General features: G+C 47.6%; 14 protein-coding genes and 1 pseudogene. 3 read left to right on the top strand and 12 right to left on the bottom strand.

Features of this window, described 5'->3' with window-relative positions; all coding sequences use genetic code 11:
• Positions 1-42: 42 nt before the first annotated feature.
• Together nadE and NYE50_RS01630 are read right to left on the bottom strand one after the other, a co-directional pair.
• The gene (gene nadE / locus NYE50_RS01635; protein WP_007409061.1) at positions 43-861 is read right to left on the bottom strand and encodes an ammonia-dependent NAD(+) synthetase; all 819 of its coding nucleotides are present in this window, start codon (positions 859-861) and stop codon (positions 43-45) included.
• A gap of 134 nt (positions 862-995) precedes the next feature.
• The gene (locus tag NYE50_RS01630; RefSeq protein ID WP_011996295.1) at positions 996-1,592 is read right to left on the bottom strand and encodes a DUF1989 domain-containing protein; all 597 of its coding nucleotides are present in this window, start codon (positions 1,590-1,592) and stop codon (positions 996-998) included.
• Between the two features lie 124 nt (positions 1,593-1,716).
• Here NYE50_RS01630 and NYE50_RS01625 point away from each other — a divergent pair, with 124 nt between their 5' ends.
• On the top strand, positions 1,717-3,081 hold the full coding sequence (locus NYE50_RS01625; RefSeq protein WP_224988829.1) for an amino acid permease: 1,365 nt from the start codon (positions 1,717-1,719) through the stop codon (positions 3,079-3,081).
• Here the strand turns inward: NYE50_RS01625 and NYE50_RS01620 are convergent.
• The 3 genes from NYE50_RS01620 to NYE50_RS01610 form a co-directional block, all read right to left on the bottom strand.
• Positions 3,048-3,809, bottom strand: a complete 762-nt coding sequence (locus NYE50_RS01620; protein ID WP_038456905.1) for a YqcI/YcgG family protein — start codon at positions 3,807-3,809, stop codon at positions 3,048-3,050. The genes NYE50_RS01625 and NYE50_RS01620 overlap by 34 nt on opposite strands.
• Before the next feature lie 64 nt (positions 3,810-3,873).
• Positions 3,874-4,503 (bottom strand): LysE family translocator, encoded by a 630-nt coding sequence (locus NYE50_RS01615; protein ID WP_172869365.1) that lies wholly within the window; start codon positions 4,501-4,503, stop codon positions 3,874-3,876.
• Between the two features lie 63 nt (positions 4,504-4,566).
• Positions 4,567-5,028, bottom strand: a complete 462-nt coding sequence (locus tag NYE50_RS01610; RefSeq protein WP_032872770.1) for a MarR family transcriptional regulator — start codon at positions 5,026-5,028, stop codon at positions 4,567-4,569.
• A gap of 111 nt (positions 5,029-5,139) precedes the next feature.
• Here NYE50_RS01610 and NYE50_RS01605 point away from each other — a divergent pair, with 111 nt between their 5' ends.
• Positions 5,140-6,672: an MDR family MFS transporter gene (locus tag NYE50_RS01605; protein WP_003156627.1), complete on the top strand. Its 1,533-nt coding sequence runs from the start codon at positions 5,140-5,142 to the stop codon at positions 6,670-6,672.
• Positions 6,673-6,713: 41 nt separating this feature from the next.
• Here NYE50_RS01605 and NYE50_RS01600 read toward each other — a convergent pair whose 3' ends face one another.
• The 4 genes and pseudogenes from NYE50_RS01600 to NYE50_RS01585 form a co-directional block, all read right to left on the bottom strand.
• Positions 6,714-7,667, bottom strand: a complete 954-nt coding sequence (locus NYE50_RS01600) for an L-lactate dehydrogenase (protein ID WP_014416851.1) — start codon at positions 7,665-7,667, stop codon at positions 6,714-6,716.
• Between the two features lie 248 nt (positions 7,668-7,915).
• Positions 7,916-9,895 (bottom strand): annotated as a pseudogene (gene amyE, locus NYE50_RS01595) (alpha-amylase).
• 232 nt (positions 9,896-10,127) lie between these two features.
• A complete protein-coding gene (locus tag NYE50_RS01590; protein WP_014416849.1) occupies positions 10,128-10,616 on the bottom strand; it encodes a DUF6773 family protein in 489 nt (162 codons plus the stop codon).
• 91 nt (positions 10,617-10,707) lie between these two features.
• The gene (locus tag NYE50_RS01585) at positions 10,708-12,141 is read right to left on the bottom strand and encodes a YfcC family protein (protein WP_224988827.1); all 1,434 of its coding nucleotides are present in this window, start codon (positions 12,139-12,141) and stop codon (positions 10,708-10,710) included.
• 135 nt (positions 12,142-12,276) lie between these two features.
• On the opposite strand from NYE50_RS01585, the gene NYE50_RS01580 reads away from it, so the two are divergent.
• Complete coding sequence (locus NYE50_RS01580; protein ID WP_224988824.1) at positions 12,277-13,398, top strand: M20 peptidase aminoacylase family protein; 1,122 nt, start codon at positions 12,277-12,279, stop codon at positions 13,396-13,398.
• A gap of 35 nt (positions 13,399-13,433) precedes the next feature.
• Here NYE50_RS01580 and NYE50_RS01575 read toward each other — a convergent pair whose 3' ends face one another.
• The 3 genes from NYE50_RS01575 to opuAA are packed head-to-tail and all read right to left on the bottom strand — an operon-like array spanning position 13,434 to position 16,420.
• Positions 13,434-14,315 (bottom strand): glycine betaine ABC transporter substrate-binding protein, encoded by an 882-nt coding sequence (locus NYE50_RS01575; protein WP_045508655.1) that lies wholly within the window; start codon positions 14,313-14,315, stop codon positions 13,434-13,436.
• Positions 14,315-15,163, bottom strand: a complete 849-nt coding sequence (gene opuAB, locus NYE50_RS01570) for a glycine/proline betaine ABC transporter permease subunit OpuAB (protein ID WP_003156639.1) — start codon at positions 15,161-15,163, stop codon at positions 14,315-14,317. The genes NYE50_RS01575 and opuAB overlap by 1 nt, the downstream gene beginning before the upstream one ends.
• The gene (opuAA, locus tag NYE50_RS01565; RefSeq protein WP_003156640.1) at positions 15,164-16,420 is read right to left on the bottom strand and encodes a glycine/proline betaine ABC transporter ATP-binding protein OpuAA; all 1,257 of its coding nucleotides are present in this window, start codon (positions 16,418-16,420) and stop codon (positions 15,164-15,166) included.
• Positions 16,421-16,565 lie beyond the last annotated feature (145 nt).

Below are 16,565 nucleotides of genomic sequence, written 5' to 3'. Positions count from 1 at the left end.
TTCGTCTTAGAGGTGGGTTTTGTCCCAGCCCCTTTTTTCATTCTATTTCCACCAATCATCAAACATCGATGCCGGCACCTGGCGCTTATGCTCCGTACTGAGATAGCGTTTTTCCAGCGCCTCAATCACTTCGGAAGAAACGTCCTTTCCTTCTAAATAATCATCAATGTCATTGTATGTGATGCCGAGTTCGGTCTCATCAGTCTGCTGCGGTTTTTCATCGAGCAGATCGGCCGTCGGTAATTTCAAATACAGGCGCTCCGGCGCGCCGAGTTCTTCTAATAAACGTCTGCCCTGGCGTTTCGTTAATCCGGTCAGCGGCAGCAGATCAGCTCCGCCGTCACCGTATTTCGTGAAGAAACCGGTCACCGCCTCGGCCGCATGGTCGGTTCCGATGACAAGCAGCCCCTCTTGTCCGCCGATGGCATATTGAGCGATCATTCTCATTCTGGCCTTTACATTTCCTTTGTTAAAGTCAGACAGCTGATCTCCCGTGTCTTTTTTGTACTGATCAGCGAACGCGCTGACAGCGGACTTAATATCAAATGTCCATGATTTATCAGGTTTAATGAATTTGAGCGCCAATTGGGCGTCATCCTCATCCTGCTGTGTGCCGTGCGGAAGACGGACGGCGATAAATTCAGCGTTTCCGCCTTCTTCTCTGATGCTTTCAGCCGCCAATTGGGCGAGGCGTCCCGCAAGCGTGGAATCCTGCCCCCCGCTGATGCCGAGCACAAAGCCTTTGGCACCTGTTTTTTTCAAATATTGTTTCAGAAAGTTCACTCTGTCCTCAATTTCTTGTTTCGGATCAATTGAGGGCTTTACATGGAGATCATTCATAATTTGTTTCTGGATGCTCATCCCAATCACTCCTCCTGCATTGTTTCTTTATGATCCATTTCCCGTTCATGCTGAAAATGAATCATGCCACTATGTACGACTCTCTGTTAAATATAGCACAGGTGCAGATTTTAAGTGAATCAAATACACCGGGATCAGCTGATTTCCACCCGCAGCGCCGTGATGCTGTCTCCGTTGCATTTTCCTTTTTCAATCGGACAGGATGAAAACGCCACGACGAGATCCATTTCCGCACGGAGCCGTACATAATCACCCGCGTCAGAAAGAGGCGTTTCGACTGATAAGTTCCCCTTCTCATCGAGCACCGTGTTCATAAAGATGGCAAATGGGTAATGCATATGCGGCCGCGGCACCCCGAACGGTTCAAGCGCCCCGCTCATATTGTCATAGCACGTATCCTGGAGCTCGTCTTTATGCTTTCCGTATAAAAGCCTGTTCATATCCGGACGGCAGGCGGGAAGCAGCAGGTCATGCTTGCCGACTGTATCCTCAATCAGCGTCAGCATCGGCTTGTATAAATTCGAATAAATATGATCACCCGTTTTTACATGAATGGACTGGTTGGCATCAATCGTCGCGCCCTGATCAAGATGTTCATAAAAGTCCTTGGCATGATACGCCGTGAAGTCAGCCACCTGCTGTCCTTCCACATCGACTACTTTTATAATCTGCCCTTTGTGAACCTTCAGGCCGAGCCCTTTTTTCGGCGGTACAATAAATTGCTGTGTCATCAGACTGCTCCTTTTTTTCTTCTATTATGAACTTCGGCCGTTTGTTTCATGTAAAGCAATTTATTGGATGTATATTCCCCTTCTGACGGCCGCAATCTAAGCTTTGATAAAGGGGTTGAACTTCATGGGTAAATCACAGGACCAGCCTAAAGGAAATCTCGCTTGGTGGCAGCTCTCCTTAATCGGCGTCGGCTGCACAATCGGGACGGGCTTTTTTCTCGGGTCCAGCATCGCTATTGTCAAAAGCGGATATTCCGCGCTGATCTCATTTCTTATTGCCGGGCTTGGCACCTATTTTGTCTTTGAGCAGCTCGCGAAGCTTTCGGCCAAACAGCCCGAAAAGGGGTCTTTTTGCGCTTATGCGAGAAAGGCTTTCGGCACTTGGGCCGGTTTCAGCAACGGATGGGTGTACTGGTCGTCCGAGATGCTGATCACGGGAAGCCAGCTGACAGCGATCTCGCTGTTTACGAAGCATTGGTTTCCGAATGTGCCGCTGTGGATTTTCGCCTCCATCTATGCGGTGCTCGGTCTTTTGATTATATTTACGGGGCTGTCCGTTTTTCAAAAAACGGAAAATGTGCTCGCTGTTGTCAAGACAGCGGCGATTTTTATGTTTATCGTGATCGCCATATTGGCGCTGTGCGGTATATTTTCTCATAAACCGGATGTGCAGGTGCCGAACGAATCTAAGGATTTGTTCCCGCACGGAGCGATGGGGTTATGGACGGGACTGATTTATGCGTTTTACGCCTTCGGAGGAATTGAAGTCTTGGGGCTGATGACCGTGCATTTAAAAAAGCCGGAGGAAGCCTCAAAATCAGGCCGGCTGATGCTTGCCGTTCTTGCGGTGATTTACGTCATTTCTCTCGGCCTGGCGCTGCTGTTAGTGCCGCTGGGCAAATTCACCGAACAGGACAGCCCGTTTATTACATCGCTGAAGGGTTTTCATTTAGATATCATTCTTGATATTTTTAACGGGATTTTTATTATTGCGGGATTTTCCACGCTCGTCGCCTCGCTGTTTGCCGTGACGACATTGCTTTGTACGATGGCAGATGACGGAGATGCGCCGAAATGCTTCAGATTAAAGGAAAACAAAAAAATCTGCTGGCCTGCGCTCGGATTGACGTTTGCCGGACTCATCGTCTCCATCATCCTGTCATTGGTGCTGCCGAAAAATATATACGAACACATGACAACTGCGGCGGGCCTGATGCTTCTTTATACGTGGCTGTTCATTTTGTTCTCGGGCAAGAAACTGTTTGAAACGACAAAGATGGGAACCGTACAGATTGTTATCGCCCTTGCGCTGATTGTCGCGGCCGTCTCCGGGACGCTGTTTGAGAAATCGAGCCGGCCCGGTTTTCTGGTCAGCCTTTGTTTTCTCGCCGTCATTGCGATCGTGACATGGATCGTACAAAAAAAAGCAGGGACACAGCCCTGCCGGATCATAGCTTATTTCGTCGGTTTAAACAGTCTTTTCAAATAAGAAAAGGGACACTTTGACACTTGCGTCTCATCATCACGGAGGAAATATTGCTTCCATTCTAAATTGTCTTTTCCTCCGTACCACCCCAATCGGGGATGAAGAGGGGCTTCATCATACGCCTCTAAGCGTTTTCTGATCAGCCGGCTCATGTTTCGTCCGAACGCGGTTGAATCATTTAATCCTTCGAAAACCCATCTCGGCTGAAACGCCAGCATAAAAAACGGGAAGCTTCTGCTTTGTCTCGCTTCATGCGCAGGCGTCGCGCACAGAATAAAATACGGCTCGCCGTCAAAGCAGAACTCCCATTTATAATGTTCAGGGTCCTCCGGTATGTCTTCCGGCCAGTCTTTCGGGTCGCAGCCGCTCAGCCGGTTTAAAAAAGACCAGAACAGTTCTTCATACGCCTCAACGGAATAATGCTCAGCTAAATCCTCAGGCGTATCAAAAATCACAAGCAGCGACGCGTATTTTCCGGTATTCCTTGAGATCTTTCCGTACTCGGACAGCAGCATCCCCACTTCCTCCGGGGTTCCCTCTTCGCGGGGATCACCCGCAAAGGATATCCGGAGCTGATCTGTCAAAAATCCCTGACGTCCCGGAATGCACGGAAACGCGTCCGCTTTATCACCTACTTTTTCTGATAGAAGCTCAAAAGCGACTCTCTGCCAATTTGGCAGATCCAATAACTTTTCCTCAAGGCAACTTTTTGTGTACAGCTCGCTTGCCATCAGCCCACCTCCAGTATCGTCAGGATACGTTATGATGGAGATAGGCGATGGGTGACTCTTCTATTTATGAGATGAGCATTTGAATCCCCTGCCATCCGAAATAAAACCCGAAAACGATCAAAGACACACCCGCCGCTCCCGTCAGCCAGCGGAGCGCTTTTTCATGAAGGAGATTTCTGAAAGTGCTCGCGGCGACCGCCATGCAGAACTCCCAGATCAAAATGCCGAGAAGAATGCCGGAGCTGTAAATCAAAAGCTGATTTGCATCGAAGGATTCAGCGGTTTTGGCGAGAATGCTCCCGTATATGCCGAGCCAGAATAAAATGCTCAGCGGATTGGAAAGAGAAATAAAAAAACCCGCGCCGAATGTTTTGTAAAAAGCCGGTTTTCCTTTTCCGCTTCTGACATTCATGGCTTCCCTTATATTTTTTAACGTTTCGACTCCCGTATAGGTCAGCACGAAAAAACCGAAGAGCCACAAAAACGTTTTAACGAAAGGTGCCGTCAAAAATTGAGACAGCCCGAAATAGATCAGAATCATATACAGCCCGTCCGCGGCCATGGCGCCAAGACCGAAAATCCATGCATGCCAAAAGCCGTTTTTGATGCCTTTGTCAATTTGCGCCGCATTGACCGGTCCGACAGGTGCTGACAATGACAGCCCGAGAACGATGTAGCTTAAAAAGATGTTCATTGGCTTCCCCCTCATTCATGCAACTTGTACAAGTTATTCATGAATGGGCCGTGCTATGATACATTATTTTAATTTCTCAAGCTCGTCTTCCATCATGTCCGTCGCTTTTCCTAAAAAATCGAATATCAGCTGCAGTTCTTCTTCTTTATATTGCCGGCAAAGGCTGATCGTAGACTGGGATAAGGAGCTGAACAATTGCTTCACATTCGCTTTTCCTGCTGTCAGCGGCACGATGATCACCCGCCGTTTGTCTTCGGGGTCTTTTTTCCTCATGACATATCCCGCTTTTTCGAGCCGGTCAATGAGCGCCGTTACCGAACCTGTGCTGAGGCCGGTTTTTTTCCCAAGCTCGCCTGCGGTCATCGGGCCTGCTTCATTTAAGATATCAGCTGATTTCAAATCGGTCGGAAACAGACCGAGAGATTGAGCGGCCGCCTGATGAAAAAGGATCGTCCTTGTGGCCATCTTCCGGAATAACTGTATGGCGGTTTCCTCCGTCTCGCTTCTGGTATTTCTTGTTGACAACTGACAGGCCTCCCTATAAAATCAATTTATCTTGACGATCAAGATAATTTTCGGCAAATCTAATATGATCATAGCAAATTTAATGATCAAAAGTAAGTAGGAGGAAAAAGCATGGAACAAACAGCCGCGAAGGACGCCTCGACGAAGTTTGTCGTCATCGGTCTTTTGCTGGGCATTTTAATGTCGGCTATGGATAATACAATCGTTGCCACTGCGATGGGAAATATCGTGGCGGACCTCGGAAGTTTCGATAAGTTCGCGTGGGTGACGGCATCATACATGGTAGCCGTTATGGCCGGTATGCCGATTTACGGAAAACTGTCCGATATGTACGGACGCAAGCGTTTCTTTTTATTCGGTCTTATTCTTTTCTTAATCGGATCTGCATTATGCGGAATCGCCCAAACAATGGATCAGCTCATTATTTACCGCGTCATTCAGGGAATCGGCGGAGGCGCGCTGATGCCGATCGCCTTCACGATCATTTTTGATTTATTTCCGCCGGAAAAACGCGGAAAAATGTCGGGCATGTTCGGTGCCGTTTTCGGCCTGTCCAGCGTTCTCGGGCCGCTTTTAGGCGCGCTCATTACCGACTCCATCAGCTGGCACTGGGTGTTTTACATCAACGTGCCGATCGGTATTTTATCATTGTTTTTCATTCTGCGTTATTATAAAGAGTCCCTTGAACACAAGAAGCAGAAAATCGACTGGGCCGGCGCAATCACGCTGGTGGTTTCCATTGTCGGTCTGATGTTCGCTCTTGAGCTCGGCGGAAAAACGTATGATTGGAACTCCGTGCAGATCATCGGTCTGTTCGCTGTGTTCGCCGTGTTCTTTATCGCCTTTTTTATTGTGGAAAGAAAAGCGGAAGAACCGATTATCTCATTTTGGATGTTTAAAAACCGTTTATTTGCTACGGCACAGATTCTGGCGTTCCTTTACGGAGCCACGTTCGTCATTTTAGCGGTGTTTATCCCGATCTTCGTTCAGGCTGTGTACGGAAGCACCGCGACAAGCGCGGGCTTTATTTTGACGCCGATGATGATCGGTTCTGTTATCGGAAGTATGATCGGCGGAATTTTCCAGACGAAAGTGCGGTTCCGCAATTTAATGCTGATTTCCGTGGTCGCTTTCTTTATCGGAATGCTGCTGCTTTCCAATATGACACCGGATACGGCGCGTACGATGCTGACGGTATTCATGCTGATCTCAGGATTCGGCGTCGGCTTCAACTTCTCACTGCTGCCGGCTGCGTCCATGAACGATCTGGAGCCGCGTTACCGCGGAAGCGCCAACTCAACAAACTCGTTTTTGAGATCATTCGGCATGACACTCGGTGTGACGATTTTCGGAACCATCCAGACGAATGTGTTTACCAATAAGCTCACAGATTCATTCAGCGGCATGAAAGGAGCGGGCGGCGCGATGCAGAACATCGGAAATCCGCAGGAGATTTTCCAGGCAGGCACGCGCGCTCATATTCCGCCGCACATTCTGGATCGCATTATTGACGCCATGTCGCAAAGCATCACATATGTATTTACGCTTGCGCTGGCGCCGATCGTCATTGCCGCCGTTACCATTTTGTTTATGGGAAAAGCGAGAGTAAAAACCTCTCAGGAAATGGCGAAAAAAGCGAATTAAAAAAAGCAGTACATGGCGTTTGTCATGTACTGCTTTTTTGTTTACTCTGCGAAATGCGGAGCGAGAATATCTTTCAGCACGTTTGCGCTGCGGCTGAATTGAGCCTGTTCTGTTTCATTCAGCTCAAGTTCCGTCACACCTGCGATGCCGTTCCGATTGACGACGGCCGGAACGCCGATAAAGACGTCGTTTACACCGTATTGGCCGTCCAGATATGTGCTGACGGTTAAAATGCTGTTTTCATTACGCAAAATCGCTTTTGTGATGCGGGCGAGGCTCATCGCCACTCCGTAATATGTCGCGCCTTTTTTCTCGATAATATGGTAGGCCGCGTTTTTCACATCGTCAACGATCTGATCCAGCTCGTCCTGTTTGTAAGCTGCATTTTTCTCCAGCAATTGCTGCACCGGCACTCCGCCGATATTGGCGTGACTCCATACAGGAAGCTCGGTATCGCCGTGCTCGCCGATAATGTGGGCGTGTACGTTTTGCGGAGCGGCTCCGAAGTATTCACTCAGCATATAACGGAATCGCGCAGAATCCAGTGTCGTGCCGCTGCCGATGACACGTTCTTTCGGAAGCCCGCTGAATGTCCATGTCGCATAAGTGAGAATGTCGACCGGGTTTGTGGCAACGAGGAAGATGCCGTCAAATCCGCTTGCCATTACTTCACCGACAATGCTTTTAAAAATGGCGAGATTTTTTTCGACCAGCTCAAGTCTCGTTTCGCCCGGTTTTTGATTGGCCCCTGCACAGATGCACACGATATCGGCATCCTTGCAATCCTCATATGTGCCGTAAGACGTTTTGACCGGATGAGGCGCAAATGCCTTTCCGTGATTTAAATCCATGACATCTCCCATGGCTTTTTCTCTATTTACATCAATGATCACAAGCTCATCTGTGATCCCTTGGTTAATTAACGCAAATGCATAACTGCTTCCAACAAAACCTGCTCCGATTAATGCTACTTTGTTCACTCGTTCGTTCATCATGTATGCTCATCCTCCAGTGTTTCGTGGTGTCTGTTTTTATCTTGTGAAGTATTTCACATTTATATTGTGCAACACTTCACAAACTTTTGCAAGAGAAAAGTTTGATTTTTGGACAAAAAAATACCGGTGATGGTTTCCAGATTGTTGACAACACCCTAAAACGGAACCGTTTTAGGGTGTTGTCATCTTTTCAGCGTGATTGATTTCCTAACAGAAGCAAGGGTTTGATGTGATGATGTCTCTATTCATTAATGCGGAAGATAACCATTCAAACCAGAGTTGTTATATAAACCATTCTGCACATAATCAAAGCCGGGATGGTTCTGTCCGGGCACTTGGGCGCTGCCATTGTTAAAAATCACTTTGGCGTCGGCCGTATCCGCATTCGCAGGCAGCGTCAGTGTGTAAATTCCATCTGCATTCTTAGTCATGGCTTTCCCCGGCCACGATCCGGTTAATTCTATGGCCCCGCCTCCATCATGTTTGTAAATATAAGCATTTACATTGCCCCAATGATCCGGATTTTGATAGCCAATGATGTTGGTTTGGGACGGGTCTTTTTTGACAAACGTGTATTCTTGGGTTCTCGATGCACCCTCGCCGTTCGTTCCGGTTAACTTGACGTTGTATGTCGTGCCGATTGGATCTTCTTTCCCGATCGTTAATCGGTCTCCATCCTTAAATGCTGTCTGCTGCCCATTATTGATTTGGTAAACGGCTTTTGTTGTTTTCGCATTTGCACGCAGGGTGACCGTCAGCTGATCATTGAAAGAATGGACTGCCTCTGTTTAGTAATTCTCAAGAAAGACATGAGGCGCATTTCCAATATCATCAGGACAAAGAACAGCCGCGGATCTGGCATTGATCGTACCTGTCAGTTTGCCGTTCGCTACTTGAAATGAACCGGCGCCGGCCCTATTATCATACCTGCCGTCAGGTAATTTCGTTGAAGTATTGATGGTGACAGAAGACGATCCTGCATTTGCCAGCACAACGCCTTTTGAGCCGCGCTGATTCATAAATATTTGATTGTTGCCATTCGGATTTGAGAGTTCCTCAGGCTGCCCGGCCATTTCATTGTGAAATTGATTGACCGCAGTGATCGCCTGGTCTTTAAATAAGGCGCTCCCGCGATCTCCTATTTGACTTTTTCCGGGAAATCTTACACCATTTCCTCCGCCCTCAGGTCTGGAAAAGAAAAGAGGCGTGCTTCCTGAGCGGGAACCAATCACTGCCCAGCCTAAACGAATATCGTCATCACTCATCCATGTGGACTCTTCATCATCATTGGCATACGTATCATGTGATTCCACCCATGTGACTAACTTGTCCGCAGACACATCAAATGCATAATGGGAGATATTCGACACACTCAGATTACGATTCTTTAAAGCGGATCTGATGGAATGCCCATAGTTAGAAGCCGTCACATTCATATAATTCGCATAAGCAGTATCTCTGGACGCGCTGTCTTGCAGGATTTCTCCGTATTGGAACTCCGCCGATGTATTTGTGATATTCGGCCAAAATTGGCTGCCGTAATTCCCATCATCCGGAAGCTCTATATGCTTGGCGGCATCATAGCGGAACCCGTCTGCTCCGTCATTCAATGCTCTTTCCAAGAAACCTTTCAGGTAGGCTTGCACCTCAGTATTCTGAGTATTCCAATCATACAGCCCAAGCAATGCATTTTGAGTGATGTCCCATCGGTCCGACCAATTTTTAATTTGTGTGTTTCCATGGGTCCAGTTTGGAAGACTCTTAATCTCGTCAGAAATCGCGCCATAATCGCTGGTGGTATGATTGACAACCGCATCGACAATGACTTTTACGCCATACTTTTCCGCGGCTGCACACATGTCCTTAAATTCTTGTTCAGTTCCTAAGTAACGGTTGCCGATTTGGTACGATGTCGGCTGATAGAGCAAGTACCAGTTCGACATGCTTTTATCTCCTTGGTTCCCTTCCTTTACTTGGTTAATCGGAGACGTCTGAATAGCTGCATAACCCGCATCACGAATCTCTTTCATATTTTCTGTTAACGTATTGAATGACCAATTCCATGCATGAAGGATGGTCCCGTTTTTGACCGATGAATCGGTCACCTCATTCGATTTGTGTGCAGTTTCAGCGTTTGCAGCCGCCGGGCCTGACAAAACCAAATGAAACAGCAATAAAAATCCGGCGAATAACGGCAGTAAAGAGGTTTTGAATCGTTTTTTAAACATTTTTGACACTCCTTATTTGATTTTTGAAGACTGACTGCGGAGTCAAAAATTCCTCTTACTCTTTCTTCAGCTTCCTCCTTTCAATTGTTGTGAAGACTGGAGAATTCTGTTAACACTTACATTTGAACTTATCACACACTCTCTATCAAAGCAACGCGGCAGAGTGAATTCAAATCTTTATTCCTATCAAATAAAAAGACTTTTCTCTTATAAACAAAAAAAGAAACCACCATCAAGATGATTTCTTTTTTATTTCTTTTATCGCTCTTCTGTAAGACAGCTTCACAATGACATACCGAAGCAGAAACAGAATGCCTCCGCAGACGATAAAAAGAAAGATCATTTTCAGCCAAGCAAAGAATGTATGGGGAAACCCCCTGTCGTACATCGTAAGCGCCGCTGCCGCAAAAGTGACTGCAATTGAATCTATCCGCTGCTGCTTCACCCGCTTTTTCAGTTCTTCTTTGGTGTCTATTCTCGGCATGAGCATTCCCGACGCTCCCGCCCTGATACAATAATAAACAATTATAATGAAGAAAACCGCCAAGCTTCCGGCCCATTCCCTAAACGGACAGTTCAGAACAAGTCCGCGTACGATGATGTCAAGCAAAGACAGTGTGCCCACAAGCATTCCGACTTCTGACCAAATCATTCGTTCTTTCTCTTTCACACTCTCACTCTTTCCATTCACGTTTGAAAGTCCGTTCCGACGCTGATTCATGACTTCCTCCCGTACTATTAAGAATGGCTTACAACTCCCATTATATCTTGCCGATTCATAATGATAAACCGAAATATCATTGACAAAAATATTAATAAGGACCCCAATTGATCAGGACGCCTATGCAAATAAACACAAGGCCGATGACAAACCAAATCAGCGCCAGCCGAATCATAAAACGAAGCCACTTTACGTACGGAATGCCGCTGGCAGCCAGTACGGCCATCAGCACGCCGGAAGTCGGATTGACACAGTTTACAACACCTTCTCCGAGCATGACCGCTTCAACCGCGACCTGTCTCGTGATGCCCATCAGATCGGCAAGCGGCGCCAAGATCGGAATAAATACGACCGCCTCCCCTGAGCCCGATGAAATCAGAAAATGAAGCAGGGCGCTGGAAATATACATTCCGATTGCGCCTGCCATCGGGCTGAAACCGTGCAGCAGTGACGCAAGTCCATTGACTACCGTATCAAGCAGCTTTCCATGTTCCAGGATAACGGAAATGCTTCTCGCCATTCCAACGATCAGCGCACCATAAACGAGCCCCTGACAGCCTGTAATAAACGTTTTTGCGATATCATTTGCCGCCATTCCCGCAATCAGGCCGGACACGATTGAGATAAAAATGAACACAGCGGCCATCTCTGAATCAGACCAGCCAAGAGTAAGCGCGCCGTATAAAAAGCCGGCAAGCGACAAAGCCGCAACAGCCAGAATCAGTTTATGGCGGACAGTAAACGGGACATGCTTGTCCTCCGGCTCAGAAACCTGCGGGAGTGAACCTGCCGCCGGAAACCAATCGTTCCCCAGCAGACTGGCTTCCTTTGCTTTTCTGAGTTTTCTCGTATACCGATAAATATATAAAATAGATGATAGCAGAAAACAAATGTAGACGGCAATCCGCAGGCCGATGCCGGAAAACAGCGGCAGCTCCGCGATGCTTTGTGATAACCCGAGCGGTGAAGGTGATAAAATCGTCGCGTTAAACCCGGCATAACAGCCGATATAAATGACGGCCGCTCCGGCCACGGCGTCCCATTTCAGCGAACGGGCGACAATCAGGCCGATCGGAATAAAACCGATCACGGAATTAACGACGATGCCGGTTGTGCCGAGGATCGAAAATAGAGATCCGACAATCGCAATAAACAGCAGCTGTTTTGTGCGGAACGTACTGATGACATTACTGATCAATCCATTGATGGCGCCCGTTTTCTCCAAAATCGCAATGGTGCCGCCTGTAAACAGGATTAAAAAAATAATCGGCGCGGAACTTGTCATCCCTTCCTGAATCGCGGTAAAAAAAGCGATCGGGCTGACCGGAGACTGGTCTAAAGAATGATAGCTTCCCGGGACGGCGGACGTCACACTGCCCTTTGTCACCCTGTCAAATTCCCCCGCGGGAACGATGTACGACGCTATCGCGCATAGTAAAGCGACAATGAACAGCAGCACATAAGCATCAGGCATCACAAACAATTTCTTCTTTTTCAATACAGGTTCGGCCTTGGGAACAGCCATACCATCACCATCCCGCTTTAAATTTATAAACTATTCAGAAAATACAGATATGTGTGCTATATTATATACAGACCGATTGCCTGTTTTCAATATCAAAAATAAAAAACAGACAGCTTTTGAAGGAGGACTTACGGCATGAACAGACTCACAGAGCATGAGAAGCAAGTCATTATGGATATTTTTGACCACCTGCACGCCAATCCCGAAGTAAGCTGGAAAGAATATCAAACAACTGAATATCTGACTGAAAAACTGAAAGAGACCGGCTGCCGGACCCGCACGTTTGATGATTGTACCGGTGTTGTCGGCGAAATCGGAGAAGGCTCGCCCGTTGTGGCTGTCCGGGCGGATATTGACGCGCTGTGGCAGGAAGTGGACGGTGTCTTTCAGGCGAACCATTCATGCGGACATGATTCACATATGACGATGGCGCTCGGCACGATGACGCTTTTAAAGAGTCAGCCGAAACTTCCGAAGGGCACCATCCGCTTTATTTTTCAGCCGGCGGAAGAAAAAGGCGGCGGAGCGCTGAAAATGATTGAAAAAGGCGTACTGGATGATGTTGACTTCTTATACGGCGTGCACGTGCGCCCCGTACAGGAAACGGCAAACGGCCGATGCGCACCGTCCATTCTGCATGACTCAAGCCAGCATATTGACGGCCTGATTATCGGAGAAGAAGCCCACGGCGCGAGACCGCATCTCGGCCTTAACAGTATCGAAATCGCCGCTCTTCTCGTCCAAAAACTCAGCTTCATTCATCTTGATCCCGGCATCCCGCATTCCGTGAAGATGACAAAGCTTCAGGCAGGCGGAGAGAGTTCCAATATCATTCCGGGAAAAGCATCGTTCAGCCTTGATCTCCGCGCACAGACCAATGCCGCCATGGAGAAATTAACCGCCGAAACCGAAAGAGCCTGCGAAGCGGCTGCTGCCGCATTCGGCGCAAAAATTGAACTGCAAAAAGAACACAGCCTCCCGGCAGCCGAGCGAAACAAGGAGGCGGAAGCCATCATGGCATCTGCGATAAGCGGCATTCTCGGAGAAGAACATGTGGATGAACCTCTTGTGACAACCGGTGGAGAGGATTTTCATTTTTACGGGTTAAAGGTGCCGAACTTGAAAACGACGATGCTCGGCCTGGGATGCGGTCTGGAGCCGGGACTTCACCATCCGCATATGACATTTGACCGAAGCGCCATCTTTACTGGCGTTGAGATATTAACGGCCGCCGTCCTCAAATCGTTTGAAGCTTAAAAAAAAGCAGCCCGTTACAGGGCTGCTTTTCTTCATTACTTCTTCAAATCTTCAATTGAATTGACGTTTTTCATATACTGAGGAACGACCAGACCCATCTTGACGCCTGTCAGACTCGTTCCTACATCTTCATATTTGCCTTTATATTTAGACGCATATGCCTTATGGGTATTCGGAAGCCAAGCAGACAATGACGCATCCGCGCTGCCTGTCGCAATCGCAGTCCACATCGGTCCTGCCTCCACTTGCGTCAGCTTCACGTCATAGCCGAGGTCTTGAAATACTTTTCCGACCACGTTCGTACTTGCGATTTCACTGTCCCACGCCACATAAGCCAGGTTGATTTTATCCCCTTTGACTTTATGAGCGCCTTTTGTCCATTGAGCTACTTGATCTTTGTGTTTTTTCACATATTCAGCAGCGGCTTTGGCCGGCTTTTCGCCTTCCTCAACGGCAATCATGACTTCTCCCATATCGTCCTGCGTCCATTTGAACTGGCTGAGAACTTTGGCCGCGTTAGGCTGTTCCTTACTGAAGCCGGTTCTTGTAATCGTATGAATCTGCTCGGCAGTTCCGTACGTTTTTTTCGGATCATCAAGGAACTTCAGCTTGTATCTGGAGAACATCCAGTGCGGCGTCCAGCCCGTTACGATGATCGGCTTTTTCCGGTCATATGATTTCTTCAATGTCGCCGTCATGGCAGCACTTGACGCCGTGACGACATTCCAGTCTTTCAATCCGTAATCGTTCACGGCCTCATCCGTCAGGGCCATGATCCCCGATCCCGGATCAATACCGATAATGGTTTTGTTCACCTGGTCCGCAGCCGTTGCCTTACCATCAGTCTGCGAACCGCAGCCAGCCAAAGAAAGAGCCAGCGCAGCGGTAACGCCGACACCGATGATTTTCTTAAGCATCAGGCATTCCCCCTGCTCTTCTTCTTCACTTTAATGTTTTGCGTGATACGGTCGAGTGTAATCGCTACGATAACGATCGCGATACCCGCTTCCACTCCGACACCGGTTTTCAACTGTGTCACGGCGCTGTATACTTCAGAACCGAGGCCCGGCGCACCGACCATGGCCGCGATAACGACCATTGACAAAGCAAGCATGATGCTTTGGTTAATACCGGCAAGAATTGTTTTTGTGGCAAGCGGAAGCTGCACCTTGAACAGACGCTGAGACGTCGTTGAACCGAATGCTTCCGTCGCTTCGATCAAATCAGCCGGAACTTGTTTAATACCGAGAACCGTCATGCGGATCGTCGGAGGCATCGCGAAAATAACAGATGCCACGACGCCTGGCACAACCCCGATATTAAAGAAGAAAATTGCAGGCAGCAGATATACGAAAGCCGGCATGGTCTGCATTAAATCCAGAATCGGTGTAACAATGCGGCGGACCGTTTCTTTCTGAGACGCCCATATGCCGATCGGAACCCCGATAATAATGGAAATCAAAACAGATGTGACGACAAGCGCCAACGTTTGCAGCATCGGCGACCAATAGCCCAAATAATCAATAACAAGGAATCCGATTAACGTAAAGAGTGCAATTCCTCTCGTACTGATCCACCAAGCGAGAGCTGCAAAAATAACAGTCAATAAAATAGACGGGATGAAACCCAAACCGCTCACAATCGCGTTTACGAAAGCGGCCAAACCGTTTGAGATTCCGTCAAAGAAACCTCCGAACGTCATGGTAAGCCAGTCAACAAACCGGTCAACGATATCTGCTAACGGAATTCTAGGCAATCTGTCCATTTACTTCACCCCCTGAACAGAAGAATCCTGAGCTTGTTCAGCAGAATCTTCAACATTTATATAATCGTTATTTCCTGAAAGCGCGCCGATTAATGCGCCTTTTACGACAATGCCTTTCATGCGGTCCTTATCGTCCGTGACGGCGATCGGAATATTCGCATCAGACACGACATCGAAAATTTCCGTCAAGTATGTGCTTTCGTGCACAGTCGTAAATTCAGTATTTAAAATATCCTGAAGCGATAAGTCGGATTCCACCGCTTTTTTCGCATCCGCCGCGTGAATGACGCCGAGAAGCTGTTTCTGTTTATCAACGGCGTAAATAGAAGAAATACCGAGATTCTTCATGAGCTGCAGCGCTACACGAGGCCCTTTGTCAATCCGCACGGTTTCAGCGCGCTTCATGATGTGGCCCGCTGTCAGAACTTTGGATAAATCAACGTCCTCAACGAATTTCTCAACGTATTCATTGGACGGGCTCATCAGAATTTCTTCAGGCGTCCCGATCTGAACGATGTTACCGTCTTTCATCAGCACGATTCTGTCGCCGATGCGCAATGCTTCATCAAGATCATGCGTGATGAAGATGATCGTCTTGCCGACAGAGTCATGAAGGTCTAAAAGCTCATCCTGCATGTCTTTGCGGATCAGCGGATCAAGCGCACTGAAAGCTTCATCCATCAGAAGAATGTCAGGATCATTCGTCAATGCGCGGGCAAGTCCGACACGCTGCTGCATTCCTCCGCTGAGCTGATCTGGGAATTGGTGTTCAAAGCCTTCAAGACCGACAAGTTTAAGCGAATCAAGCGCTTTTTGCTCACGCTCTTTTTTGTCGACGCCTTGAAGCTCCAGGCCGTATTCCGTATTTTCAAGAATCGTTCTGTGCGGAAACAGTGCAAATTTTTGAAAGACCATGCTGATTTTTTTCCGGCGCACTTCCCGGAGCTGGTCTTTTGACATATTTGTTATCATGTCACCATCAATATAAATATTCCCGGCAGTCGGTTCAATAAGCCGGTTTAACAGCCGAACTAAAGTTGATTTACCGCTCCCCGATAGACCCATGATGACAAATATCTCCCCATCATATACATCAAAGTTTGCTTGATTGACACCAACGGTTGATCCGGTCGCTTTCAGGATCTCTTTTTTGTTTTTTCCGCTGGACAGCATCTGAATGGCTTTTTTTGTCTGTTTTCCGAAAACCTTAGATACATTTTCGACTTTTATCTTAATTGGTTTCTCATCCAAATTCATATTTTCCCTCCATAATAAGCAATCTTTAATACCGTAACACGTTTGTAATAAGTCAAACAAACATCATAATCCCTTTTATTTTGTATCATTACTTTAAAAACATCCCTGTGTCTTATTTTCCTCTGGTATGCTTCTAAATACTCTC

Origin of the sequence: Bacillus sp. EU55 (assembly GCF_038005925.1) — a bacterium.
In the GTDB taxonomy this organism is placed as follows: Bacteria; Bacillota; Bacilli; order Bacillales; family Bacillaceae; genus Bacillus; species Bacillus velezensis.
The sequence above is the reverse complement of the archived record's forward strand: the minus strand, read 5'-3'. Positions and strand labels throughout refer to the sequence as shown.

What these genes read in the sequence shown, in the direction of transcription:
- NYE50_RS01600 (WP_014416851.1), bottom strand. Translation starts at nt 7,667, where the DNA reads ATGATGAACGAACGAGTGAACAAAGTAGCATTAATCGGAGCAGGTTTT.
- NYE50_RS01605 (WP_003156627.1), top strand. Translation starts at nt 5,140, where the DNA reads ATGGAACAAACAGCCGCGAAGGACGCCTCGACGAAGTTTGTCGTCATC.
- NYE50_RS01620 (WP_038456905.1), bottom strand. Translation starts at nt 3,809, where the DNA reads ATGGCAAGCGAGCTGTACACAAAAAGTTGCCTTGAGGAAAAGTTATTG.
- NYE50_RS01625 (WP_224988829.1), top strand. Translation starts at nt 1,717, where the DNA reads ATGGGTAAATCACAGGACCAGCCTAAAGGAAATCTCGCTTGGTGGCAG.
- NYE50_RS01615 (WP_172869365.1), bottom strand. Translation starts at nt 4,503, where the DNA reads ATGAACATCTTTTTAAGCTACATCGTTCTCGGGCTGTCATTGTCAGCA.
- opuAB (WP_003156639.1), bottom strand. Translation starts at nt 15,163, where the DNA reads ATGGACAGATTGCCTAGAATTCCGTTAGCAGATATCGTTGACCGGTTT.
- NYE50_RS01580 (WP_224988824.1), top strand. Translation starts at nt 12,277, where the DNA reads ATGAACAGACTCACAGAGCATGAGAAGCAAGTCATTATGGATATTTTT.
- opuAA (WP_003156640.1), bottom strand. Translation starts at nt 16,420, where the DNA reads ATGAATTTGGATGAGAAACCAATTAAGATAAAAGTCGAAAATGTATCT.
- NYE50_RS01575 (WP_045508655.1), bottom strand. Translation starts at nt 14,315, where the DNA reads ATGCTTAAGAAAATCATCGGTGTCGGCGTTACCGCTGCGCTGGCTCTT.
- NYE50_RS01585 (WP_224988827.1), bottom strand. Translation starts at nt 12,141, where the DNA reads ATGGCTGTTCCCAAGGCCGAACCTGTATTGAAAAAGAAGAAATTGTTT.
- NYE50_RS01630 (WP_011996295.1), bottom strand. Translation starts at nt 1,592, where the DNA reads ATGACACAGCAATTTATTGTACCGCCGAAAAAAGGGCTCGGCCTGAAG.
- nadE (WP_007409061.1), bottom strand. Translation starts at nt 861, where the DNA reads ATGAGCATCCAGAAACAAATTATGAATGATCTCCATGTAAAGCCCTCA.
- NYE50_RS01590 (WP_014416849.1), bottom strand. Translation starts at nt 10,616, where the DNA reads ATGAATCAGCGTCGGAACGGACTTTCAAACGTGAATGGAAAGAGTGAG.